This is a genomic window from Vibrio metschnikovii CIP 69.14 (assembly GCF_000176155.1).
GTDB lineage: Bacteria > Pseudomonadota > Gammaproteobacteria > Enterobacterales > Vibrionaceae > Vibrio > Vibrio metschnikovii.
In genome coordinates, this window is sequence record NZ_ACZO01000006.1 from 1,308,586 (window position 1) to 1,334,284 (window position 25,699).

24 protein-coding genes are annotated in these 25,699 nt (G+C 43.4%); 15 read left to right on the plus strand and 9 right to left on the minus strand.

Going from position 1 to position 25,699, the window contains the following annotated elements:
• Nucleotides 1–13: 13 nt before the first annotated feature.
• Nucleotides 14–658 (minus strand): adenylate kinase, encoded by a 645-nt coding sequence (gene adk / locus VIB_RS09300; protein ID WP_004395694.1) that lies wholly within the window; start codon nucleotides 656–658, stop codon nucleotides 14–16.
• Between the two features lie 312 nt (nucleotides 659–970).
• On the minus strand, nucleotides 971–2,875 hold the full coding sequence (gene htpG / locus VIB_RS09305; RefSeq protein ID WP_004395695.1) for a molecular chaperone HtpG: 1,905 nt from the start codon (nucleotides 2,873–2,875) through the stop codon (nucleotides 971–973).
• Nucleotides 2,876–3,276: 401 nt separating this feature from the next.
• On the opposite strand from htpG, the gene VIB_RS09310 reads away from it, so the two are divergent.
• From VIB_RS09310 to VIB_RS09320, 3 genes are read left to right on the plus strand one after another with little or no spacing between them, the layout of a single operon-like run.
• Entirely contained in the window at nucleotides 3,277–4,134 is an 858-nt protein-coding gene (locus tag VIB_RS09310; RefSeq protein WP_004395696.1) for a winged helix-turn-helix domain-containing protein, read from the plus strand.
• 9 nt (nucleotides 4,135–4,143) lie between these two features.
• Complete coding sequence (locus VIB_RS09315; protein WP_040904539.1) at nucleotides 4,144–4,674, plus strand: regulatory protein ToxS; 531 nt, start codon at nucleotides 4,144–4,146, stop codon at nucleotides 4,672–4,674.
• Nucleotides 4,675–4,712: 38 nt separating this feature from the next.
• A complete protein-coding gene (locus VIB_RS09320) occupies nucleotides 4,713–4,988 on the plus strand; it encodes an Rdx family protein (protein ID WP_040904541.1) in 276 nt (91 codons plus the stop codon).
• 34 nt (nucleotides 4,989–5,022) lie between these two features.
• On the opposite strand, the gene yfcE is transcribed toward VIB_RS09320, so the two are convergent.
• Nucleotides 5,023–5,574 (minus strand): phosphodiesterase, encoded by a 552-nt coding sequence (gene yfcE, locus VIB_RS09325; RefSeq protein ID WP_040904544.1) that lies wholly within the window; start codon nucleotides 5,572–5,574, stop codon nucleotides 5,023–5,025.
• A 277-nt stretch (nucleotides 5,575–5,851) separates the two neighbouring features.
• Here yfcE and VIB_RS09330 point away from each other — a divergent pair, with 277 nt between their 5' ends.
• The 5 genes from VIB_RS09330 to VIB_RS09350 all read left to right on the plus strand — a co-directional run bounded on the left by VIB_RS09330 (nucleotide 5,852) and on the right by VIB_RS09350 (nucleotide 10,630).
• A complete protein-coding gene (locus VIB_RS09330) occupies nucleotides 5,852–6,763 on the plus strand; it encodes a TIGR01777 family oxidoreductase (RefSeq protein WP_004395697.1) in 912 nt (303 codons plus the stop codon).
• A gap of 11 nt (nucleotides 6,764–6,774) precedes the next feature.
• Nucleotides 6,775–7,602, plus strand: coding sequence for an SDR family oxidoreductase (locus VIB_RS09335; protein ID WP_004395698.1), 828 nt, complete (start codon nucleotides 6,775–6,777; stop codon nucleotides 7,600–7,602).
• 521 nt (nucleotides 7,603–8,123) lie between these two features.
• Nucleotides 8,124–8,978, plus strand: coding sequence for a co-chaperone YbbN (locus VIB_RS09340; RefSeq protein WP_040904547.1), 855 nt, complete (start codon nucleotides 8,124–8,126; stop codon nucleotides 8,976–8,978).
• Between the two features lie 257 nt (nucleotides 8,979–9,235).
• On the plus strand, nucleotides 9,236–10,159 hold the full coding sequence (locus tag VIB_RS09345) for an SPFH domain-containing protein (RefSeq protein ID WP_004395700.1): 924 nt from the start codon (nucleotides 9,236–9,238) through the stop codon (nucleotides 10,157–10,159).
• A 3-nt stretch (nucleotides 10,160–10,162) separates the two neighbouring features.
• Entirely contained in the window at nucleotides 10,163–10,630 is a 468-nt protein-coding gene (locus VIB_RS09350; protein ID WP_040904551.1) for an NfeD family protein, read from the plus strand.
• A 131-nt stretch (nucleotides 10,631–10,761) separates the two neighbouring features.
• Here the strand turns inward: VIB_RS09350 and cueR are convergent, their stop codons facing one another.
• The 5 genes from cueR to zipA form a co-directional block, all read right to left on the minus strand.
• Nucleotides 10,762–11,175 carry a Cu(I)-responsive transcriptional regulator gene (gene cueR, locus VIB_RS09355; RefSeq protein ID WP_040904886.1) on the minus strand — a complete coding sequence of 138 codons (414 nt, stop codon included), beginning with the start codon at nucleotides 11,173–11,175 and terminating at the stop codon, nucleotides 10,762–10,764.
• Between the two features lie 11 nt (nucleotides 11,176–11,186).
• Nucleotides 11,187–11,819: a DUF2057 family protein gene (locus tag VIB_RS09360; RefSeq protein ID WP_004395703.1), complete on the minus strand. Its 633-nt coding sequence runs from the start codon at nucleotides 11,817–11,819 to the stop codon at nucleotides 11,187–11,189.
• Between the two features lie 70 nt (nucleotides 11,820–11,889).
• Nucleotides 11,890–12,963, minus strand: a complete 1,074-nt coding sequence (locus VIB_RS09365; RefSeq protein WP_004395704.1) for a porin — start codon at nucleotides 12,961–12,963, stop codon at nucleotides 11,890–11,892.
• 470 nt (nucleotides 12,964–13,433) lie between these two features.
• Nucleotides 13,434–15,443, minus strand: coding sequence for an NAD-dependent DNA ligase LigA (gene ligA, locus VIB_RS09370; protein ID WP_040904554.1), 2,010 nt, complete (start codon nucleotides 15,441–15,443; stop codon nucleotides 13,434–13,436).
• 56 nt (nucleotides 15,444–15,499) lie between these two features.
• Nucleotides 15,500–16,375, minus strand: coding sequence for a cell division protein ZipA (gene zipA, locus VIB_RS09375; protein WP_040904556.1), 876 nt, complete (start codon nucleotides 16,373–16,375; stop codon nucleotides 15,500–15,502).
• Between the two features lie 222 nt (nucleotides 16,376–16,597).
• Between zipA and cysZ the strand changes: the two genes are divergently transcribed.
• The 5 genes from cysZ to crr all read left to right on the plus strand — a co-directional run bounded on the left by cysZ (nucleotide 16,598) and on the right by crr (nucleotide 21,593).
• Nucleotides 16,598–17,371, plus strand: a complete 774-nt coding sequence (gene cysZ, locus VIB_RS09380) for a sulfate transporter CysZ (RefSeq protein ID WP_004395707.1) — start codon at nucleotides 16,598–16,600, stop codon at nucleotides 17,369–17,371.
• A gap of 188 nt (nucleotides 17,372–17,559) precedes the next feature.
• Entirely contained in the window at nucleotides 17,560–18,528 is a 969-nt protein-coding gene (gene cysK / locus VIB_RS09385; RefSeq protein WP_004395708.1) for a cysteine synthase A, read from the plus strand.
• Between the two features lie 297 nt (nucleotides 18,529–18,825).
• Nucleotides 18,826–19,083, plus strand: coding sequence for an HPr family phosphocarrier protein (locus VIB_RS09390; protein ID WP_004395710.1), 258 nt, complete (start codon nucleotides 18,826–18,828; stop codon nucleotides 19,081–19,083).
• Between the two features lie 146 nt (nucleotides 19,084–19,229).
• Nucleotides 19,230–20,954, plus strand: coding sequence for a phosphoenolpyruvate-protein phosphotransferase PtsI (gene ptsI, locus VIB_RS09395; RefSeq protein ID WP_004395711.1), 1,725 nt, complete (start codon nucleotides 19,230–19,232; stop codon nucleotides 20,952–20,954).
• Nucleotides 20,955–21,083: 129 nt separating this feature from the next.
• Nucleotides 21,084–21,593 (plus strand): PTS glucose transporter subunit IIA, encoded by a 510-nt coding sequence (crr, locus tag VIB_RS09400; protein WP_004395712.1) that lies wholly within the window; start codon nucleotides 21,084–21,086, stop codon nucleotides 21,591–21,593.
• A 90-nt stretch (nucleotides 21,594–21,683) separates the two neighbouring features.
• Here crr and VIB_RS09405 read toward each other — a convergent pair whose 3' ends face one another.
• Nucleotides 21,684–22,838 carry a 2-octaprenyl-3-methyl-6-methoxy-1,4-benzoquinol hydroxylase gene (locus VIB_RS09405; RefSeq protein WP_004395713.1) on the minus strand — a complete coding sequence of 385 codons (1,155 nt, stop codon included), beginning with the start codon at nucleotides 22,836–22,838 and terminating at the stop codon, nucleotides 21,684–21,686.
• Between the two features lie 232 nt (nucleotides 22,839–23,070).
• Here VIB_RS09405 and miaB point away from each other — a divergent pair, with 232 nt between their 5' ends.
• Together miaB and VIB_RS09415 are read left to right on the plus strand one after the other, a co-directional pair.
• Nucleotides 23,071–24,495: a tRNA (N6-isopentenyl adenosine(37)-C2)-methylthiotransferase MiaB gene (gene miaB / locus VIB_RS09410; protein ID WP_004395714.1), complete on the plus strand. Its 1,425-nt coding sequence runs from the start codon at nucleotides 23,071–23,073 to the stop codon at nucleotides 24,493–24,495.
• A gap of 117 nt (nucleotides 24,496–24,612) precedes the next feature.
• Complete coding sequence (locus VIB_RS09415; RefSeq protein ID WP_004395715.1) at nucleotides 24,613–25,698, plus strand: PhoH family protein; 1,086 nt, start codon at nucleotides 24,613–24,615, stop codon at nucleotides 25,696–25,698.
• Nucleotide 25,699 lies beyond the last annotated feature (1 nt).

Consider the following 25,699-nt stretch of genomic DNA (forward strand, 5'->3'; position numbering starts at 1 on the left):
AAACTAGGTGACATTATGCCAACGCTTTTTCAATATCAGCACTAACTTCAGCAACCTGCTTGGTACCATCAAATTTTAAATATTGAGTATGTCCAGCCGCCGCTTCTTTGCCGTAGTATTCGATCAAAGGTGCCGTTTGGTCATGATAAACACTAAGACGAGCACGTACTGTCTCTTCTTTATCATCATCACGCACTACTAAATCTTCACCCGTAACATCATCTTTACCAGCGACTTTAGGTGGATTATAGATAGCATGATAAGTACGACCAGAAGGAAGATGTGCTCGACGACCCGCCATACGCTCAACAATCACGTCATCAGCAACATCAAATTCAATCACATAATCCACGTTAATTCCCATCGCCTTAAGGCCATCGGCTTGCGGAATTGTGCGAGGAAAACCATCCAGTAAAAAACCTTTTTCACAATCAGCTTGAGCAATACGCTCTTTAATCAGACCTAAAATAATGTCATCAGAAACAAGCTGACCAGCGTCAATCACTGATTTCGCTTTTTTACCAAGCTCAGTGCCCGCTTTGATAGCGGCACGTAGCATATCACCAGTAGAAATTTGTGGAATACCATATTTTTCCATGATGAATTGAGCCTGTGTGCCTTTACCTGCACCCGGAGCGCCGAGAAGAATGATGCGCATGTTTAATCCTCTTTTGAAAATTGTGTTATACCGAAGCTCACAGCCTAACGGAATTGAGAGACGGTAAGTTTCGGTATAATAAGATAAAAACTGGTCATTAAAGTAGAGATCACTCAAGATGGCCAAATCATTTAAGCGAGTGATTCTAACATAAAATCCACTAAAAAGAGCAGAGTAAGACTAAAGAATCACGCCTCTTCATAGTACGAACAGAATAAATGTATCGCCCTGAGTACTGGCTGAATCAGTCAGCTTCATAAAGACCAAACTCGCACGATGGCGAGTTTGGTCTTATCGTTTAAGACAATAGAGTTATGCGTGAGTTAATAACTCATTGACCGCTTTAACATATTGAGTCGGATCTTCCATTGCTCCGCGCTCAGCCAGCATCGCTTGCCCTAATAAGACTTCCACCCATTGACCAAACGCTTGCTCATCGGCTTCATCAGCCATACGTTTGACCATGCTATGCTCTGGGTTGATCTCAAAAATGTATTTCACTTCCGGTACGGCTTGTCCCGCAGCGGCTAATAGTTTAGCCATTTGCGTGCCCATTTCACCATCATCGGTAACCACAACGGCAGGCGTTGAAGCAAGCTTAAACGTGGTACGAACGTCTTTCACTCTTGAACCTAAATAAGTTTTGATACGCTCAACTACCGTTTGAAACTCTTGTTCCGTTTCTTTGTGCTTCTCTTTCTCAGCTTCATCGTCAAACTTGCTCAAATCCAAACCAGCTTTGGTGATAGATTGGAAAGATTTACCATCAAATTCGGTTAAGTAGTTCATCAACCACTCATCTATTCGATCGTACATCAGAATGACTTCAATACCTTTAGCCTTGAATTGCTCCAAGTGAGGGCTGTTTTTCGCTGCCAGATAGCTATCCGCCGTCAAGTAGTAAATCACCTCTTGACCTTCTTTCATTCGCTCAACATACGCTGCTAAGCTCACGTTCTGTTGTGCTGACTCTTCATGAGTTGAAGCAAAACGCAGTAATCCAGCGATTTTTTCACGATTAGCAAAATCCTCAGCAGGCCCCTCTTTCATCACGAGACCAAACTCTTTCCAAAACGTTTGGTACTTCTCACTGTCGTTCGAGGCAAGACGCTCAAGCATGGTCAACACTCGCTTGGTACAAGCATTACGCAGCGATTGAGTCACTTTATTATCTTGTAAGATTTCTCGCGAGACGTTGAGCGGTAAATCGTTGGAGTCGATTAACCCACGGACAAAACGCAAGTACGACGGCATGAACTGCTCAGCATCATCCATGATAAAGACACGTTGTACGTACAATTTCAAACCATGTTTATGGTCACGGTTGTACATATCCCAAGGAGCTTTAGCCGGAATATACAGTAAGCTGGTGTAGTCGTTTTTCCCTTCAACTTTGTTATGGCTCCAAGTCAACGGGTCGGCAAAATCATGGGAGACATGCTTGTAAAACTCTTGATACTCCTCATCACTGACGTCAGATTTAGAGCGAGTCCATAGGGCTTGAGCCTTGTTAATTTGCTCCCACTTAACCTCTCCCGTCTCTTTCCCTTCCTCATCACGTATCGATGTTTGAATGTAAACTGGAATGCCAATATGATCAGAGTATTTAGAAATAATTTCTCGTAAACGCCACTCAGATAAGAACTCTTTACCCTCGTCACGCATGTGCAAAACAATATCGGTACCACGAGAAGCTTTCTCTATCGTTTCAACCGTATACTCACCTTCTCCTTGTGAGTGCCATTGTACCGCTTGATCAGCCGCCAATCCTGCTGCGCGAGTCCGCACTGTCACTGCATCAGCGACGATAAACGCAGAGTAGAAACCAACACCAAACTGACCGATTAATTGTGAGTCTTTAGACTGCTCTTGAGAAAGTTTAGAGAAAAACTCTGCCGTGCCTGACTTAGCAATGGTTCCCAAATGCTCAATAACGTCGTCGCGACTCATACCGATACCGTTGTCTGAAATGGTCAAGGTATTGGCTTTGGCATCAAACGACAGTTTGACCCCTAATTCTGCATCACCTTGATACCAATCAGGGTTGGATAACGCTTGGAAACGCAGTTTATCGGCCGCATCAGAGGCGTTAGAAATCAACTCGCGTAGGAAGATCTCTTTGTTGGAGTATAAAGAATGAATCATCAAATGAAGCAATTGCTTTACTTCAGATTGAAAACCACGTGTTTCTTTGTTGTTGGTTGTCGTCTCGCTCATTTTAGCTCCGTAACATCATATCAAACCCCATCCATCACACTAAAATGGGTAGGAAGAACATAGATTTGCTATTAACATGTGGCTTGGCAATGTAAATTCAAGGTCAAAAAACATAAAAACACTGTTTTTTGGATTTTTTTTGATTATTCTCTACTGGTTTTAGGTTTCACCCTTAAGAATTTCGATCAGGGTAATGAAAAAAGTCTGTCATTGATACCTCTCAAAACCGTTAACACGATGAGTTCGCAGTGATAAACAACAGTAAAATATTGTTGTTTCATCGATAATGATCGTGTAGCTGACGACAAATATGATCGAATAATACGAAACTAGGGCAGTAAAACCCCAAGCGCGACAGAACTTGGCCATTTTGAGTAACAACCATTAAAAAGAAGAACTCAATGAGCAATTTAGCTAGCAAATTCATTCTTGCCAATCGGTTTATTTTTGACTCGACATCAAACTTATTGGTCGATCAAACCGGAGAAGAAGAGACGCGTCTCGGCAGCAATGAGAGTCGTATTCTCTCTATGTTTGTTCAACATCCTAACCAAATTATTTCTCGTGATGACCTACACAATTATGTGTGGCGAGAACAAGGCTTTGAAGTCGACGATTCTAGCTTGACTCAAGCAATTTCTACGCTAAGAAAAATGCTTAAGGACTCAACAAAACTCCCTCTGTTTATTAAAACGGTGCCTAAACGTGGTTATCAGTTTATTGCTAGCGTTGAGCCCATTGTGCCGCCCGAACCGGTCATTGCTGAGCCAGAGATCGCGTTAGAAAATAGCGCCGCTAACCAAGACGAGAGCGCCTTTTCAGGAGATAGCCATACTGATCTCACTGGCAAATCTAACGATACATTCATGGGCACAAAAGATACGGTTTCCGCGAAACGCTTATCGGATCTTTGCTCATTGGCAATGTTAATGTGTGCCATCTTATTACCGATCATGGTGCTCTTTTTTAGTTCACCGTCTTCCTCACAATTTCGTCAACTGGCCGTGGTCAATGATGTCGTGATCAGTTCGCCCATCAATCACCCAGACCTGAGCACATGGCTACCTCTGATCAAATCGTGCATCAAAAAGCATCACTCGATGCGCTCTGATGATATGATCCTGAAAGAAGTGATCGCGACAGGTGGTGATAATGGTCAACTGATCCTGAACTATATTCATTTACCTCAGTTTTCTGGGGAAAATATTACTTTGCGGATTTTTGCTAACCCAGATGACACCGATAAAGTGTGCCAGTAAGGAACAACGATGACCAAACAAATCTCTGCATTTTTATTGCTTATCTCAACAGTTGTCAGTAGTTGGATCTATTGGACGAATGAAACGAAGCTAGACAATGTGTTGATGTCTCGTGAGTGGCAATCAAAAATGGTGACCTTAATCGAAACCACTCAACCTAATGATGCGGTGGGACCTCTGCATCGCGTTGACGTCTCTTCAAACGTAAAATATCTGCCGAATGGTACTTACTTGCGGGTATCGAGAGTGAAACTGTATTCGATTGAACCGTTATCAGCCGACCGACCTGATAACATTATTAATATCTCTGAGTCTGGAGAATGGAGCATCAGTGATAACTACCTTCTCGTATCACCGACGGAATTTAAAGATATCTCATCTTCTTACAGTAAAGATTTTACGCCCAAGCAACTGCAGTTAATCACTCAACTGTTTAAGATGGACGCTCAACAGAGCCGAAGGATTGATATCATTAACAAGAAAACCTTACTACTCACTAGCTTGAGCCATGGTTCAACGGTACTGTTTGGTAATGGATAGTCACCACTTCTACATCATGAGTTGCCCATTAGTTGCCTATGAACAAAGTAAACATTGATATTTATTATTGCCGGCAATGCCAGTGGATGTTAAGAGCGTCTTGGCTAAGCCAAGAGCTCTTGCAGACATTCAGTGAAGAGATTGACATGGTCTCTTTACATCCAGATACCGGTGGACGTTTTGAGATCTTTTGCAACCAACGCTCAATTTGGGAACGAAAAAGGGATAATGGCTTCCCAGAAGCCAAAATATTGAAACAACGGGTAAGAGATATTATCGATCCACAACGCGATTTAGGTCATATTGACCGCTAACGAATAGCGCTCAATATGACCGAGAAAGAGAGCATTATAGCGAAAGATCAAGCGATGCTAAGATTTCCCCCTCAAAGCCATAGACGGTGAAACAAAATCCGTCTAAGACAGCAAAACTGGCGACGCTCTGAGATCGAGGGAACGTCACTGAACCTGGGTTTAATACAAAATGATTACCGCATCGTTCTGCTCGTGCAAGATGAGTATGACCATGAACAACAATATCACCCATCGATAAAGGCGGCAGATTCTGCTCATCATAGAGATGGCCATGAGTAAGAAACAATCGCTGTCCTGAGGGCAATAATACCCACGCAAAGTCACTCATGATTGGAAAATCCAATAACATTTGATCCACTTCGCTATCGCAATTCCCCCGCACCGCAATAATTTGTTTAGCGTAGTCATTTAATTTTTCGGCTACCGCGGGAGGGTTATACCCTTCAGGAATAGGGTTTCTCGGACCATGATTTAATAAATCACCCAATAAAATCAGCGCATTCGCTCCAGACTGGGTAAATTGCTGTAACATTTTTTCAGCTGCAGGCAAAGCGCCATGTAAGTCTGAAGCAAAGAACAGTTTCATTATCTCTCCCCTCTCTCAAATCCGGTCGTCCGTAACGACAAACATACCGTCCTTTGTCAATGTCGACTCGTAAATGACGACGGCCTATTGATTGTGTAAAAAATTTTATTGTACGTTTTTTCATAACCTACGTCATCTTCGTCAATCTTGGTGTTGAGAGTGACACTTCCTCCAGGGAATGACCACAGACAAGAGAAAAGCTTGAACACCAAGAGAGATACACATAAGCTGATTAAGCGTTTGTTTGCTTAATACATTACCCATGCAAGGAGGCAAAATGAACATTTTTATCACTGGTGCCACTGGTTTAATTGGTCGTGAGCTGATCAAACAATTAATCACTCACGATATCGTCATCCTCACACGAGATATCGCTAAGGCACAGCGGAAACTTGCCCACGCTAACACTAAAATCTCGTTCATTAGTGATATTAATCAATTGCATGATCTTAATCGCTTCGATGCGGTGATTAATTTAGCAGGAGAACCCATCGCCGATAAACGCTGGACTGGCAAACAAAAGCAGCGCATTTGCCAAAGTCGTTGGCAGTTAACCGAGCAGTTGGTTGAATTGATCCATGCGAGTACCACACCGCCAACACTTTTTCTTAGTGGCTCTGCAGTGGGGTATTATGGCGATCAACACGAGCATCCCTTCGACGAAAGTTTGCAAGTGCAAAGCCAACAATTTTCTCATCACATTTGTGCCGTTTGGGAACAAACAGCGATGCGCGCTCAATCATCCAGAACGCGAGTTTGCTTGATGCGAACAGGAATCGTCTTATCGCCTGAAGGCGGTGCATTAAAGAAAATGCTCCCTCCCTATCGCCTAGGATTAGGCGGGCCAATTGGCCGTGGTACCCAGTATATGCCGTGGATCCACATTAGTGATATGGTACGGGCAATCGTTTTTCTGCTGGAAACCGAACATGCTCAAGGCGCTTTCAATATGTGTGCCCCACACCCCGTTACCAATGCTGTCTTTAGTCAAACTCTCGCCGCGAGCCTCCGAAAGCCTCATTTATTAACCACTCCACGATGGGCGATCAAACTGCTGCTTGGTGAGGCGAGTGAATTACTGTTTGATAGCTTGCGTGCGAAACCAAAGAAATTGACAGAGTTAGGCTTTCAATTTAATTTTTCACGACTTGAACCGGCGTTAAAACAGCTATTATCACATCACCATTAATTGGATTCATTATGACTCGCTCGATCCTTATCACAGGTTGCTCAACAGGTATTGGCTATATGGCAGCACTAGCCCTAAAACAACGCGGCTATCATGTCATTGCTTCTTGCCGGCACATCGATGATGTCAAGCGCTTACAGCAAGAAGGGTTGACTTGTATTCAGTTGGATCTCAGCGATGAACGGAGTATTCATCAGGGAGTAAACGAGGCGCTCGAGCTTTCAAATCATCAACTTTACGCTCTATTTAATAATGGCGCTTATGGGCAACCTGGCGCGCTAGAAGACTTATCAACCGCAGCATTACGCGCTCAATTTGAAACTAATTTTTTTGGCTGGCATACATTAACAACCTTATTGCTTCCGCACTTTCGTCAACAAGGGTATGGACGAATCATTCAAAACAGCTCCATTTTAGGCTTTGCTGCGATGAAATATCGTGGTGCTTACAATGCGTCTAAATTTGCGATTGAAGGATGGACAGATACGTTGCGTTTAGAGCTCCAAGCGAGCAATATTCATATTAGTTTGCTTGAACCAGGGCCGATTAACACTGAGTTTCGAGCTAATGCATTAACCGCCTTTAAACGCTGGATCAACATTGAGCATTCTCTTCACCACCAAGCTTATCAAACTCAGTTAGCCCGCTTGAAAAATGCACAATCAAACCATCCTTTTGCTCTGCCTGCTGAAGCGTGTTTAGCGCCGATATTGCATGCTTTAGAAGCCAAACACCCCAAGCTTCGCTACCGAGTGACCGTACCAACGAAAGTGTTTGCACTCTTGAAAAGACTCTTACCTGGACGAGTATTAGATAAATTGCTCAGCAAAGCGGCGTAGCTGTCATTGATTCGTCATATTGGTTTGCCATACTGATCATGCTCAGGTGATATCACGAAATAAGATATCAATCATGGTACAACACCAAACACTGGGTATACCCAAACAACTTGGAGTTGCAGGTAGGTGGCAAGTGAGTGAGTCCCCATGAGCATAGATAGACTCTATGATTGGGGTGAACAAACATAGCCAACACCCCAGCGGCTTCAAGTAGGAAGGGATATATCCTTCTAAATATATCCTAGGTGATAGGCTGGTACTCTCTGCTGCCATCATCCAAGGAAGGCATTGAGTATGACCCAAATGACATTAAATCAATGGAATTGGCTCGGTGTCACGGTTGTTTTGGCACTGCTGATCCTTTTTTAGCACCTTTGCTTGCTTTAACGGAAAAACCACTTCGGTGGTTTTTTTATGCGTGTGTGAGAGACGCTTTCTCTTTCAAGTCATCAATCAGCCTTGAGTTTTGCTTTTTTATCCCCCATTTGTGTAACAATGCCTCAATGCAATAAGGAATGATCATGCACCCAACTCATCATAGTGATGTGTCTCAACACAATTTTCAGGAAATATTGGCCAACTCAGCTCAGCAACCCGTGCTGTTTTACTTTTGGGCCCCCATCAGTGATGAAAGTGCTCAACTACTTCCTGAATTGCAACAACTCGCTCAGCAATACGCTGGTGCCTTTCAATTAGCGACGTTAAATTGTCAACAAGAGCAAGCTCTCGCTGCTCAGTTTGGTATTCAGGCATTACCAACCATTGCATTATTTATTAATGGTCAACCGGTGGATGGATTAGGTGGGCCGCAACCACTCAGTACCATCATCGATATGCTCGATAAACACTTACCTAGCCAAGAAGAGCGTACCGTTCAAACTGCATTACAACTCGTTAAGCAGCAAGACTATACGCAGGCGTTACCGTTACTCCTTGAGCTCAGTGAAACTTGGCAAAGCCAAGGTGAAGTTAAGCTAGCATTAGCGGACTGCTTTATTGCCACTCGTCGTTTTGCCGAAGCCAAAACGCTGTTAGATACCGTACCTATGCAATATCAGCAAAGCGATTACAAACGTTTGTTGGCACAAATTGAATTGTATGAACAAGCCGCAGAAAGCCCAGCGATTAAAGAGCTAGAAGAAGCGTTAGCGCAAGATAGTACCAATGCGACTATTGCTAATGAATTGGCCTCTCAATACCATCAAGTGCAACGTGATGAAGATGCCCTAGAACTACTCTGGCGCTTTCTACAGGATGATCTAACGCTATTAGATGGAGAAATGAAAAAAACGTTTATGGATATTTTAAGCGCATTAGGTCAGGGGAATCCTATCGCCGCGCGTTATCGCCGACAACTTTACTCTCAGCTCTATTAATCTCCAACTGACTCACAACGCTATCTTAGCTAAAAGGTAGCGTTGAATTTGTGATGTGGTTTCTCTCTTTTGTCCTGCGTATTACCCTTCATTTTTTTCCCTGTCATTATTCAACGATAAATTCTCATTAGCCCTCAGTTTTTCATGCTGATGATTGCCTATTCAGGCGTTCTGATACACAATGATTTTTGGATTTTTTATTGGTACCTAAACAACGTAAAGCGTTGTCATAAGGTCTATTACTCAAAGGGAACGTCATGGCTATTGATTCATTGATTACAATCGGCGTGTTTGTCTTCGTCGCCATTGTATTTATTATGTCGGCAGTAAAAACCGTCACTCAAGGTAACAACTGGACGGTAGAACGTTTCGGTCGTTACACCCACACACTCCGCCCCGGCTTAAACATCATTGTTCCATTTGTTGATAAAGTTGGAAGCCGTATCAATATGATGGAACGGGTGCTTGATATTCCCGCGCAAGAAGTGATCAGCAAAGACAATGCCAGCGTCGTCATCGATGCGGTGTGTTTTGTGCAAGTCATTGACGCGGCGAAAGCCGCTTATGAAGTCACGGATTTGGAACACGCCATTCGTAACCTGACATTAACCAATATGCGTACAGTGCTTGGCTCAATGGAGCTGGATGAAATGCTCAGTCAACGGGATATGATCAACACAAAATTACTGACCATCCTTGACCAAGCGACCAATCCTTGGGGCGTAAAAATCACTCGTATTGAAATCAAAGACGTTCAACCCCCTGCCGATCTGACGGCTGCGATGAATGCGCAGATGAAAGCCGAGCGGAATAAACGCGCAGAAGTCTTGGAAGCGGAAGGCGTTCGCCAAGCACAAATTTTACGTGCTGAAGGCCAAAAACAGTCCGAGATCCTTAAAGCCGAAGGTGATAAGCAAGCGGCAATTTTACAAGCAGAGGCTCGTGAACGCGCCGCAGAAGCGGAAGCTAAGGCCACTAGCATGGTTTCTGAAGCCATTGCTAAAGGGGATATGCAAGCCGTTAACTATTTTATTGCTCAAGGCTATACCGACGCTTTAAAATCTATCGGCCAAGCAGAAAACAGCAAAATCATTATGCTGCCACTTGAAGCAACGGGCTTGATGGGTTCTATTGCTGGGGTCGCAGAAATGTTCAAACATTCAGCAGATAAAAAGGGATAACGCTTGATTGAATGGCTCGCTCAATTTAATTACTGGCATTGGTTAGCCTTCGGGCTGGCCTTATTAGCCGTTGAACTGTTAGGAACTGCAGGCTACTTCTTATGGCTTGGCCTATCTGCTCTTTTAGTTGGTCTGATTATGCTGCTCATCCCAATGGGATGGCAGTTGCAGTGGATGGCGTTTGCCAGCTTTGTACTATTAACAACTTGGCTCTGGTGGCGTCGCCAATTTAAATCGGATCGATATGACGATGCTCAACGCTCGCTAAATCAGAAAGAGAAACAGTTAATTGGACGGCGACTATTGCTCACTGAACCCGTAAAAGCGCAAGTCGTCACTCGATTACAACTGGGGGATAGCACGTGGTCAGCGATCAGTGATCAAGATATTGCCGCTGAATCTATGGTAGAGGTTATCGCGCTTGATGGGATTACGCTTAAAATTAAACCTTATCAACCTTTAGAAAAATAAGCACTTGCCTTGAGTGAGAGTGAAGGATAGCTCTCACTCACTCTATGAATGTATGATTAAGGTAAATCTACGTAACTAACGCTGCTGTAGCTTCAGTCAGAAGTAGACAGTAGAAAAACGATGAGAATCTATCAGGCCTTATCGTCTACATCTTTACAACAACCCTTCAATTCTTTAATGATCGGACAATCATGCCCTTCATCACCAGGGCAAGATGCAATCCACTCTTCAAGCTGCTGCTTAATCAAGCTGAGTTCGTTCAGTTTACTCGATACTTCCTGCAACTTTTCTTGTGCTCGCGCACGCACTGCTGCGCGCGTGCGCAGTGGATCATTGGCGAGTGTGAGCATGGCTTTACACTCATCCAGACTAAAACCTACTCGCCGACAGCGAGCAATTAATAACAAATCATCGACATGCTGTGGTGTGTAAGTTCGGTAACCACTTGTAGATCGTAATGGCACAGTGATCAGACCTTTCTCTTCATATAACCGAATCGATTTAGCACTTAGTCCTGTTAATTTAGCAATTTGGCTAATATTCATCATATTTTTAATTATTGGCTTACTGCCCATGATAAGAAAGATTTCTGCTGGTTTTCATCCAGCTCAAGATAAATTTTTTGAATCGCTTTTAATTTATCTTTATTAATTGGCACGTCTTTTACCAACGCTGTAGGATGTGTAGTAAAGCTGCGCATTGATACATCATTTATCGCAGCTTTACTCTCCGTTCGATTAAATTGACGAAGTTGTTTGGTGTAATCTCCCATGAAAGCAAATGAACGACCAGGAATAAAATCTTGGTCAATAACAAGATCACCTTGAGTAACCTCTATATTTAAGCTGGGACGACGATCAAATTCTCTGGCATTACTTTCATCGCGAATAGTCATTGCCGACGTTAAGTTGACAACACCAGAATCACCAGAGACTTTTAATACCATCAGTGGGGATTTATATTTATTTTGCTTACCAGACATCTGAATAATTCGCTCAGTTCGTACAAGTAACTGGTGTTCACCCGGATCTAAAGTCAATTCGGAACGATGTCCAAAATTCACACCTTCCGATTCACCATTCACCGCTAACAATTGAATATCACGGTCAAAGTTAATATTAATAACCGCATATCCGCTAAACGAAATACTCAATAATGAAATAAGTAAACTGATAGGTAAAACTTTCATAGAACGTCCTTAAAATGAAATGGCGAGCCAAAGCTCGCCTTTACTCTACAACTCAATAATCTAACTTCGTTTAGAAATAATATTCTACACCGACAGAGTACTCATCATAATCTGCTGATTTCCAACGACCTTTGTATGAATCACCAAAATCAAGAGTACGAGCACGGGCATAAAGCACCGCTGATGGATCTACAAAATACAGCGCTTGTACAGACAGTACATCATCATCCGAACCTTTTAGCTTACTACCACCAACTTTAAGCTCATCATTTTTAGCATAACCTAACTTAAACTGCCAATCGCCAGTCGTATAAGCCAAGCCTGCTGAATACGCATTTTGTTTCTCTTTATCACCAGCGGCAGGTTTCGCTTCCATCATCTTATATTGTGCATAGAAGGAAAGTCCATTATCAAACCATCCTTGAACACCAAATAGATAGGCGTCGTTATCCCATTCAGTGCTCTCTTTAGCTACGTCACGGTTACCTTCATAAGCTAAATCAAATTGGAAGACAGATACTTTATAATGCGCAGCGGCACCTATCCAATAATCTTTACCATCGCCTTTCTGCGCTCCATCTTTACCAGCCATACCATACGCTAAATTAAAAGATAGGCTATCTGCAAATGTTGGCGTATCCCAACGAATCGTATTTGAAGCACGGTCTTGATGCTTAGTTCCACCGATAGCCCCACCCCAGTCGTATACATCACCTAAACCAGGGTTAGATGCTGGCCAATCCACCAATTCGTAAAGAGGTGACAAGACTCGGCCTAAACGAACAGTACCATAACTATCGTGTTTAAAACCTACAAACGTATCACGAGCACCTAGTTCAGAGCCAGGATCAGAGAAGGATGGGTCAACATATCCAGCTTCAATTTGCCAAATAAAAGTTGATTCAATGTTTTTGAAGTCTTTCTCGCCACGGAAACCAATTCGAGATTCATTATTAAGCTGAGAGCCTCCTAACTTATCATCGGTTTCTTTATTACCAGCATCGTAATCTCGGTAAGCGGCTTGTAATGCGATAACACCATAGACCTCGTAGTTATCTGCTGCAGAAACATTGAATGCAATACCAGATGCAAGCATTGTTGCAACGGCTGCACCGACTAAGGAAGGTTTAAAATATTTGTCCATGGAAAACTCCTAAAAATGGATATAGCTGTTTTTATGTTTTCCCCCAAAAGTTGGCCGCCGAAGGGAGAAAGCTTTTCCTTGTATGAGAATAAGTACTATCTCTCATCACTATCTGCATACACGTTGTGTATCCATGCATTAAGACTATCTGGATAAGGTAAAACATCAATCAGATCTTAATTTTTAACTAAAAAAATATGAGCCATAACAAATTTTAAGCGAGTAAGTGATCAAGATCGAATAATTAACACACTCAACAATAAAGCAATAAAAATCGTTATATAACAATATCTTATTTAAAATTAAAAATTCAATAATTGAAGTGAGTCGCATTGATCAAAAATAGAAAGTGACAAATTAATTACAAGCCATTTCACTCCTTCCCTCTATTTAGCTAAGTTATTTTCTAGCAATAAAAAACCCTTAACCATTGATCACTGGTTAAGGGTTTTGGTTAGCATTTAAAATCGTTAGGAGAGGAGATCCAACAAATCTTGCTCAGAAAATATCTCGATTCCCAGCTCTTGAGCCTTAACTAATTTAGATCCTGCCGCTTCGCCCGCAAACAGCATATCGGTATTTTTTGATACACTACCGGTCACTTTGGCACCTAAGCTTTGTAAAGCCGCCTTGGCTTCAGTACGTGATAATTGAACCAGAGAGCCCGTCAATACCACCGTTTTTCCAGCCAGTGGCTGTGGCTTTGCTACATCTTGAGGCTCAATATCAGGCCAAGTTACGCCTAAATCTCTCAATTCTTGCACAACACGTTGGTTCTTTTCCTGACTAAAGAAAGCATGCACATGACTCGCAACGATCATTCCGACATCTTGAACTCCAATCAACTGCTCAATAGAGGCTTGGCTAATTGCTTCCAAAGTACAAAAATGTTGAGCCAGATTCATTGCTGTTGCTTCGCCAACTTCACGGATACCTAGGGCATATAAGAATCGGGCTAAGGTCGTACGCTTAGCGTTAATTAGTGCCTGAGTGATATTTTGAGCCGACTTAGGGCCCATTCTATCTAATACCGTTAGCTCTCCTGCTCTGAGCTTAAATAAATCGGCTGGTGTTTCGACCATTTCCCGCTCAACGAGCTGCTCAATCACTTTATCGCCTAAACCGTCTACATCCATTGCTTTACGTGATACAAAGTGCTTTAACGCTTCTTTGCGTTGCGCTTGACACACTAAGCCGCCAGTACAGCGAGCAACAGCTTCGCCCTCGACGCGTTCAACATCAGATTGACAAACTGGACAGTGACTAGGGAAAATTATCGGTTGAGCTTCTTGAGGACGACGTTCCAATACCACTGAAACAATTTGTGGGATAACATCACCAGCACGGCGAATAATTACCGTGTCGCCAACCATAACGCCTAATCGCTCGATCTCATCAGCGTTATGTAACGTCGCATTGCTGACCGTCACACCTCCGACAAATATCGGTTCTAGCTTAGCAACAGGCGTGATGGCTCCGGTTCTTCCCACTTGAAATTCAACCTCATTTAAACGAGTCATTTCCTCTTGAGCTGGGAACTTATAAGCAATCGCCCAGCGAGGGGCGCGAGCGACAAATCCTAATTTCTCTTGCAGTGCAATATCATCAACTTTAATCACCACACCATCAATTTCGTAAGGCAAGTCAGCTCGTTTTGCCATAATCGTTTGATAGTAATCTTTAACTTGCTGAGCGTTTTCTACCCGCTGCGTCTCAGGGCTAACCGGAAGCCCCCAGCTTTTTAACTGTAAAAAACGGTCATAATGACTGGTCGATAACTCAGCACCTTCGACCACTCCGACACTATAAGCATAAAACGCTAAAGGGCGCTTAGCCGTAATACGAGAATCAAGTTGACGCAAACTCCCAGCGGCCGCATTACGTGGGTTAACAAACACCTTTTGACCTTTTTTCAGTGCTTGAGCATTCATCCGCTCAAAACCCTCTTTGGGCATAAACACTTCACCTCGAACTTCAATCCTTGAAGGCCATCCAGTTCCCGAGAGTTTAAGCGGGATCGATTTGATGGTACGTACATTTTCAGTGATATTCTCACCTGTCGTGCCATCACCACGGGTCGCAGCTTGAGTCAATCGACCATCGATATACAATAGACTAACTGCTAACCCATCCAATTTAGGCTCACAACAAAAGCGAGCGTGCTGAGTGGCAGCAACTCGCTCACCGATACGACGAAAGAAGCTATCCAACTCACTATCAGCAAAGGCATTATCTAACGATAACATCGGTCGTTCATGAGTGACTGATTCGAAACTCGATAATGGTGCCCCACCAACACGCTGACTAGGCGAATCTTCACTTACCCATTGTGGATATTGCGCTTCAATTTCTAATAACTCCCTCATCAACCGATCGTATTCAGCATCAGGAATGGTCGGGGCGTCTTCCACGTAATAACGTATCGCATGTTCATTCAGGATTTGCCGTAACTCTTGTAATCTTTGCTCTACGTGTTGCATTGGTATTCTCTCGGATCATGAAAAAAGGCTCCGGTCGGAGCCTTATGAGGTGTTAATTACTGCTGTTTAAGTTTGAACTGTTGAATTTGCTTACGATACTCAGCTAGCCGATTGGGTGTCATCAGGTTACGTGCATCATCCAAAACATTAGCGCCCATATCATCGGCAATTTGTTGAGCCGTTTTAAGCATCAACTTGAAATTCTGCTCAGCGTCACCGTAACAAGGCAAGGTCATAAAGAAAGAGATGCCTTTGGTGGTAAATTCAGCGGGATCGTCATGTTTTAATGTCCCCGGCTGTAACATATTAGCCACGCTAAATAACACTTTACCCGTTCCTGATAAATCAGCATGACGATGGTAGATATCCAGTTCACCATACAACAACCCATTTTGCTGAAAGCTGTCAAATAACTTGCTACCAACAAAAGGCTCAGCACCTGCACAGTGTACATTAAGCACAATCACCTGCATTTCAGGCTCTTCTTCAGGTGTTTCAGTTTGAGCCGGAGTAATAGATTCAGGTTGCGGTTCAACCATCGACGTTTCGATACGACTTTCTTCTGAAATAGCGTCAGCCTTTAATTTAACGCTCGGTTCTGGCGCTGCTGTATCGAGATCATGTTTAGGAACGATTTGTTGTGTTGCATCGCCACTGTCTTGCAAATCATAATCAGCAATTAGAGGGTCAATATCATGACCAGTTAAACCAAAATCAGGCTCTCGACGATCAGGGCGAGTCACTTCGTCAGTTGACGTCACCTTCGCCTCTTTTGCGGCCCTCTTATCTTGATGTTCAACATTGATACGCCCGAGCGGCTTATCGCCGAACTTCGACTTACCTTCTTTTTTACTGGTCCAAAGACCATGAAACAATAAAGCGGCTATCGCTAGCCCGCCAACAATAATGAGTACGAATCGCAATTCCTGCATCTTAAACTCTCAGTGTTTCGGTGTTGATGTTCCGAGCTCTAACGCCTATGTTGAACGTCTGCCAAGGTGGGGTGTATCAAACTATAAGGTTACTTTACCAAAAGTTACCCCTGATTTAGAACAACTTAATGTTAGAAGTTACGTCTACAGGCGCATTTTTATTATTGTAAGCTTCAGTTACACTCTAAATTCTGTTTTTTTGCGTTCATTTCGGAAGAGACCATGCCCACACGCTCTGGATTAGATTATTTTTTTGATGGTGTTCATCTGGCTTTTTCACCAGGCATCCGTCGTTTTACTTTACTTCCTTTGATGATCAACGTGCTGCTGATTGGAACGGCTTTGTATTATCTTTTCACCCATCTTAACGATTGGATAACCCAGTGGCTTGACGCTCTACCTAGTTTTTTATCTTGGCTATATTATCTGCTTTGGCCATTGCTCACTATCACTATCCTCGGTACCTTTTCCTATTTTTTCAGCACGCTAGCTAATTTTATTGCTTCGCCTTTTCATGGCCTATTGGCCGAAAAAGTCGAGCAAAAAATAACCGGAAAAATCGAAAGCGATCTCAGCTTATTCTCTGTACTCAAGGATACGCCACGCATTCTTCTTCGTGAGGGACAAAAGCTTTTTTACGTTATTCCCCGAGCACTAGGATTATTTCTACTGTTACTCATCCCCGGCTTGGGGCAAACACTAGGGCCCATCGTCTGGTTTTTATTCACCGCTTGGATACTCGCCATCCAATATTGTGATTATTCCTTTGATAACCATAAAGTTGACTTTAAAGTGATGCGAAACCAGTTAAAACAAAAACCAGGTAAAACTTACGGCTTTGGCATGATAGTCGCGCTGTTAACCACGATTCCTGTCGTTAATCTTTTTATTATGCCAATTGCAGTATGCGGAGCCACCGCCATGTGGGTTGGTGAGTTTAAATATTCCCACACCAATCACTCGGCATCTGCCAGCAAGACGATGTCCGCCAAGTAGCTCAGCTATCTAGGTAATGAATCACATCAGTCTATAAGCGAAGAGAATAAAGCCATCTAATAAATCACTAATAAGTTATAACTTTTTAATCCTTTTACTTTTCTATCGAATCTCTATTCTTGACCAGTATCAACCAATTTGTAGCAACGCATCAACGATTGATCTATGCGTAATAAAGGGACAGCACAATGAGTAAAATTTACGAAGACAACTCTCTGACTATCGGTAACACTCCTCTGGTTCGCCTAAACAAAGTCAGTAACGGCCGTGTATTAGCCAAAATTGAAGCACGTAACCCAAGCTTCAGTGTTAAATGTCGTATTGGCGCTAACATGATTTGGGAAGCAGAAAAGCAAGGCAAGTTAAAAGAAGGAATTGAGCTAGTCGAGCCAACCAGTGGCAATACTGGCGTCGCTTTGGCCTTTGTGGCTGCAGCCCGTGGTTATAAACTGACCTTAACTATGCCAGAGTCGATGAGTCTTGAGCGTCGTAAACTACTCAAAGCGCTTGGTGCTAACCTTGAATTGACTGAAGCAGCAAAAGGCATGAAAGGCGCTATTGCCAAAGCAGAAGAAATCGTCGCCAGCAACCCAAGTAAATACTTACTGCTTCAGCAATTCGATAACCCGGCCAACCCTGCTATTCACGAAAAAACCACAGGCCCTGAGATCTGGGAAGCCACCGATGGTCAAATTGATGTCTTCGTTGCTGGGGTGGGTACTGGTGGTACTCTCACCGGAACAAGCCGTTATATTAAGGGTGAAAAAGGTAAAGCGATCATTTCTGTCGCCGTAGAACCTGCCGAATCACCAGTGATCAGCCAAGCTTTGGCAGGAGAAGAAATTAAACCTGCGCCACACAAAATCCAAGGCATTGGAGCAGGATTTATTCCAGGCAACCTAGATTTAGAACTGATTGACCGTGTAGAAACCGTGACGTCTGATGAAGCCATCGATATGGCTCGCCGCTTAATGGAAGAAGAAGGGATTTTAGCCGGAATATCTTCAGGTGCTGCGGTTGTCGCCGCTAATCGCCTCGCTGAACTTCCTGAATTTGCTGGAAAAACCATTGTCACTGTGCTACCAAGCTCAGGTGAACGTTACCTAAGCACGGCGCTCTTTGCCGGTATTTTTACTGAGAAAGAAAACCAACAGTAATAGGTGATTAAATCAAATTTTCGTTCAAAAAAGCCCCATGCAGGGGCTTTTTTGTTGATCCTTGCCCCACCTTTGGTAATATCGGGATGTTTTATTTCTAGCTTCAAAATAAAGAAGCAGGCAAGATTAAAGTCAAGGCTGATTTTTGGTAAAACTCTACCTCAGCCATTGATTGTTTTAAACTGAAATAAGCGCTACCACGAAAATCCCGTTACTCCGCTAGCAGAAATGGGCAGTTAAGGTTAAGCTTATCTAAGTGAACAACTTACAAAAACTACATTAATTGGGGTATAACACATGTACGAGAAGCAAGTAGAAATCACTGCAGAAAACGGTCTTCATACTCGTCCAGCTGCACAGTTTGTTAAAGAAGCAAAAGCGTTCGATGCAGATATTACTGTCACTTCAAACGGTAAAAGCGCCAGTGCTAAAAGCTTATTTAAACTACAAACCCTTGGCCTAGTTAAAGGCACAGTGGTCTCTATCTCGGCTGAAGGCCCTCAAGCGAAAGAAGCCGTTGACCATCTAGTTGCCCTAATGGACCAACTTCACTAATCGACGCTCTCTATTTTAGATAAAGGTCATTTTGTTTAAACGACAAAGTGGCCTTATTTGAAATATGACCAACAATAAGCTAAATGTTATTGTTGGCACATCGTCCATATTCTCCCGTTTACAGTTGACCAATTTAAGGTAAGGCTATGATTTCAGGCATCCTAGCATCTCCAGGTATTGCTATCGGTAAAGCACTACTACTTCAAGAAGATGAAATAGTCCTAAACACAAACACCATCTCAGACGCAGATGTAGCAGCAGAAATTGAGCGTTTTTACGACGCACGCGCAAAATCATCCGCGCAGCTCACTGTTATTAAACAAAAAGCGCTTGAGACCTTTGGTGAAGAGAAAGAGGCCATCTTCGAAGGCCATATCATGCTACTGGAAGATGAAGAGCTAGAAGACGAAATTTTAGCCCTCATCAAAAATGATAAATTATCAGCAGATAACGCGATTTATACGGTGATTGAAGAGCAAGCCGCTGCCCTTGAATCGCTCGATGATGAATATTTGAAAGAGCGTGCAACGGATATTCGTGATATCGGTACCCGCTTTGTAAAAAATGCATTAGGCATTAATATCGTATCACTCAGTGATATTAATCAAAAAGTTATCTTGGTTGCTTACGATCTAACGCCTTCAGAAACGGCACAAATCAACCTTGATTATGTGCTTGGCTTTGCTTGTGACATTGGTGGCCGCACCTCACATACCTCAATCATGGCACGCTCTCTAGAACTGCCTGCGATTGTTGGTACTAATGACATTACCAAACAAGTAAAAAATGGTGACATGCTGGTCATCGACGCAATTAATAACAAAATTTTTGTCAATCCAACCGAAGCTGAACTTGAGCAAGCCAAACAAGTACAGCGCGACTTCTTTGCTGAAAAAGAAGAACTTGCCAAATTAAAAGATCTCCCAGCACAAACCCTTGATGGGCATAGTGTTGAAGTGTGCGGTAACATTGGTACCGTAAAAGATTGCGATGGCATCATTCGTAACGGCGGAGAAGGTGTTGGTCTGTATCGTACCGAGTTCTTATTTATGGACCGTGACGCCCTACCAACTGAAGAAGAGCAGTATCAAGCTTATAAGCAAGTTGCCGAAGCGATGAAAGGCCAATCGGTCATTATCCGTACTATGGATATTGGTGGTGACAAAGATTTACCTTACATGGATTTACCAAAAGAAATGAACCCATTTTTGGGTTGGCGTGCAATCCGTATTAGCTTAGATCGCCGTGATATTCTGCGCGATCAGTTGCGTGGTATTTTACGTGCATCGGCACACGGCACATTGCGCATCATGTTCCCAATGATCATTTCAGTTGAAGAAATTCGTGAGCTGAAAAATGCCATTGAAGAGTACAAAGCTGAGCTACGCAGCGAAGGGCTAGCATTCGACGAAAACATCGAAATTGGTGTAATGGTGGAGACACCAGCAGCAGCAGCGATCGCTCATCATTTGGCGAAAGAAGTGGCCTTCTTCTCGATTGGCACCAACGACTTGACCCAATATACCCTAGCGGTAGACCGCGGTAACGAAATGATTTCTCACTTGTACAACCCATTATCACCAGCGGTTTTAACGGTGATTAAACAAGTGATTGATGCTTCTCACGCTGCAGGAAAATGGACCGGAATGTGTGGTGAGCTTGCAGGAGATGAGCGCGCGACACTACTATTACTTGGTATGGGATTAGATGAATTCTCGATGAGTGGTATTTCTATCCCTAAAGTAAAAAAAGTGATTCGTAACACCAATTTTGCAGAAGTCAAAGCCATGGCAGAACATGCGTTGTCATTACCGACCGCCGCTGAAATTGAAGCGTGTGTAGAAAAATTCATCGCAGAGAAGTGCCAATAAGCCATCAGCCCCCTACAATAGGTGACGATCAGCAAACTCCTTGAAGGATATAAAAATAGTCGTCTATTGTTTGGGATTGGTATACTATACTGGTATAGAATAAATTTGAAACGTTAGGAGCATGACACAATGGGTCTGTTTGACAAACTTAAAAAGCTAGTCTCTGATGACAGCGCTGACGCAAGTGCAATTGAAATTATTGCACCGCTTTCTGGTGAAATTGTAAACATTGAAGATGTGCCAGATGTCGTGTTTGCCGAGAAAATCGTTGGTGATGGTATTGCAATTAAACCTACGGGTAACAAAATGGTTGCTCCAGTAAACGGGACTATCGGTAAAATCTTCGAAACGAATCACGCATTCTCTATTGAATCTGACGATGGCGTTGAGCTGTTTGTTCACTTCGGTATTGATACCGTTGAATTGAAAGGCGAAGGCTTTAAGCGTATCGCTCAGGAAGGTCAATCAGTAAAAGTGGGCGACACAATTATTGAATTCGATCTTGCTTTGCTAGAAGAAAAAGCCAAATCAACACTGACTCCGGTTGTTATCTCTAACATGGATGAGATTAAAGAACTGAGCAAGTTGTCAGGTTCTGTAACGGTTGGTGAAACTCCCGTTCTTCGTGTAACTAAGTAAGCGACTTATCGCTAACTTACACTCAAGACTTGAAACGAAACGCTGCCATCATGGCAGCGTTTTTATTTTGTGGCTCGCTATCCTATCCACTTACAAACCAAGCGCGTAACGTAATACCTGCTGCTTGATCGGCCCCGTATAATCCGCCCCTTTTAATAAAGCATTACGCATTACTTTTAAAGGTAATTTATCGTTACTGAAGGTTTTATAAAATACATCCATGCCAGTTTGCATCAACAAGTTATCAGGGCGACGCTGACACTGATACTGTGAAAAATGCGTATCAGCAAACACTGAAACGTCTTTTGTTACCGCTAATAATACGGAAACATCTTTAAAACCGAGATTCACCCCCTGCCCTGCAAGAGGATTAATCGTGTGCGCGGCATCGCCGACTAAAATACATCCCTGCTTGACATAACATTGAGCATGACGACGAGTTAATGGAAAATGACCATGCTGCAACACCTCAATATCACCAAGCTCTTGTGGAAAATGGTTAAGGATCTCTTCTCTAAGTTGACTTAATGATAAATTCGCCAGTTGCTTAATTCGCTGTGGTGAGTCATACCATACCAATGAAGCCTGATGACCGGTTAACGGTAAAAACGATCGGGGTCCAGAAGGAAAAAACTGTTGCCAAGTAATGTCTTGTTGTGGTTTTTCCGTCACAACATTGATCAACATACAGTGTTGGCGATAATCCCAAGCCGTGATGCCAATTTGCGCCATTTTTCTCACTTGTGACTGAGCGCCATCCGCACCAATAATCCATTGGCTATGCAAAACCTCACCCGATTGCAAAGTGATCGTTTTGAGTTCAGTACTAAAATTAATATGATTGAGTTGATCGGGGCAAAATAGCGTCAGATTTGGATAAAGTGCAAACTGCTCCCATAACCCCAATTGAAGGATTCGATTTTCAACCATAAAACCCAGTTGCGCTAATCCTAAAGAGTCACTCGAAAAACGAGTGCGACACTCTGGGTGCTCCCAAGTTTCTAAACGACGATAAGGACAGAGACGCATTTCTGCAATTGCCGACCAAGCGCCTAAGGATTGTAATAAATCAACAGAGGTTTGCGAGATGGCCGAAATACGCACATCCATCGGTTGCTCTGGCGAAAATGGCTGCGGAGCATAGCCTTCGACTAGCGCCACTCGTCGCCCTTGTTTTGCAAAGCCTAAAGCAGCGGCGGCACCGACCATTCCACCACCGACCACAACAACATCAAAATTATTCATGCTTGACCCTTTTGGGTTACTCTCTTTCTGGGTCCATTGTACGGAGTGAGTTTTTTTTTGCGAACATATTTGTCCTAAAACCTTGTATAAAACAGGGTGAAAACCCAGTAACAGCAACGGTTATAATTTATTTCTAACCCTAGTCAGTCACAAACGAAAGCAGTACAATACGCCGCTACCGTCGTGATGGCGGATCCTTATTTGAACAAACTATTGAACGAGCGAAAGTGAGATGAGTAAGAAACTGCTAATTAAAACCTGGGGCTGTCAGATGAACGAATACGATTCATCGAAAATGGCCGATTTGCTCAACGCGGCAAATGGTTATGAGCTAACTGAAGAGCCAGAGGAAGCAGACGTACTTCTACTTAATACCTGTTCAATCCGGGAAAAAGCCCAAGAGAAGGTCTTCCATCAACTCGGGCGTTGGAAAAATCTTAAAGACAAAAAACCAGGTGTCGTAATTGGTGTGGGCGGCTGTGTAGCAACCCAAGAAGGCGATCATATTCGTGAGCGTGCCCCGTTTGTTGATGTGATTTTTGGCCCACAAACCTTGCACCGCTTGCCTGAAATGATCAAGCAATCACAATCGACTGATGCACCAGTGATGGATATCTCTTTCCCTGAAATCGAGAAATTCGATCGCTTACCTGAACCTAAAGCAGAAGGCCCTACCGCTTTTGTCTCCATCATGGAAGGCTGCTCAAAATATTGTACTTACTGCGTCGTACCTTATACGCGTGGTGAGGAAGTGAGCCGTCCAATGGATGATGTGTTATATGAAATAGCACAATTGGCCGCTCAAGGCGTGCGTGAAGTCAACCTACTAGGGCAAAACGTCAATGCTTATCGTGGACCAATGCACGATGGGACCATCTGCTCATTTGCTGAACTATTACGTTTAGTGGCTTCAATCGATGGTATTGACCGTATTCGCTTTACGACCAGTCACCCGCTAGAATTTACTGATGACATCATCGCGGTATACGAAGATACGCCGGAGCTAGTGAGCTTCTTGCATCTTCCTGTACAAAGTGGCAGTGATCGCATCTTAACCATGATGAAGCGCCCACACACGGCGATCGAATATAAATCGATCATCCGTAAACTGCGTAAAGCACGTCCGGACATTCAAATCAGCTCTGACTTTATTGTTGGTTTCCCAGGCGAATCGGATAATGATTTCCAAGCCACGATGAAACTGATCAGAGACGTTGATTTTGATATGAGCTTTAGCTTTATTTTCTCACCTCGCCCGGGTACGCCAGCCGCCGATTATCCTTGTGATGTATCGGAAGAGACGAAAAAAGAGCGCCTATATGAACTTCAGCAACAAATTAATAGCCAAGCGATGCGCTATTCTCGTTTGATGCTTGATACTGAACAGCGTATTTTAGTCGAAGGTCCATCAAAGAAAAACTTGATGGAACTGCGCGGACGCACTGAGAATAACCGTGTCGTCAACTTTGAAGGCTCACCCGATCTGATTGGTCAATTCGTTGATGTGAAGATTGTTGATGTCTTCTCCAACTCCCTACGTGGTGAACTGATCCGTACTGAGTCGGAAATGAACCTACGCGTCGTTATTTCGCCTTCACAAATGATGGCAAGAACGCGCCGAGAAGATGCCTTAGGCGTTGCTTCTTTCACGCCATAATATGGGGTAAGTCCCCCTCATAATGACGTGTGAGGAAGATTGACGCTTTTGGTCACAACATTCCATGGCTAGCCGGTCACCATCGGCTACGCCATCATGATTTATTGAGAGGCCAATTTGAGCAATAAAATCGTTACCTTAGAGATCACTCTCGACCCTTCCGACAATCGCCGCTTAGCCAGCCTTTGCGGTCCTTTTGATGACAACATCAAGCATCTTGAGCGCCGTCTCGGTGTAGAAATCAACCATCGTAGCAATTTTTTTACTATTGTCGGTAAACCTCATACCGCCGCTGCCGCCTTAGAAATCATCAAAACGTTATACGTAGACACAGCCCCTCTGCAGGGCAACATTGCTGATATTGAACCTGAGCGTATTCATCTTGCGATCAAAGAAGCAGGCGTACTCGAACAAAATCACGAATCTTCCATCGCTTATGGTAAAGAAGTCTTCATTAAAACCAAAAAAGGCGTGATTAAGCCTCGGACACCAAACCAGGCTCAGTATTTAGTGAATATGGTCACCCACGACATTACCTTTGGGATTGGTCCAGCGGGTACGGGTAAAACCTATTTGGCGGTAGCTGCCGCGGTTGATGCTCTAGAACGACAAGAAGTGCGACGCATCCTTCTCACCCGACCAGCGGTAGAAGCGGGGGAAAAACTGGGCTTTTTACCCGGCGATTTAAGTCAAAAAGTTGATCCCTACTTACGTCCACTCTATGACGCTCTGTTTGAAATGCTCGGTTTTGAACGCGTTGAAAAACTCATTGAGCGTAATGTTATCGAAGTCGCGCCACTGGCGTATATGCGTGGACGCACGCTAAATGATGCATTTATCATCCTTGATGAAAGCCAGAACACCACCGTAGAACAGATGAAAATGTTCCTGACCCGCATCGGTTTTAACTCACGCGCGGTGATCACTGGTGACGTAACACAAATAGATTTACCCCGTGGTGCTCGCTCTGGATTACGCCATGCGATTGAAGTACTCAATGAGGTTGATGAAATTAGCTTTAACTTTTTCTTAGCTGACGATGTAGTTCGTCATCCAGTCGTTGCTCGTATCGTTAATGCTTATGAAAAATGGGAAGCTGAAGACCAAAAACAGCGTAAAATCAATGAGCAACGTCGTCGTGAAGAACGTGAACACACGAATATGACGCCAGCAGCAACATCGAACATTGAGGAATCTCATTAGT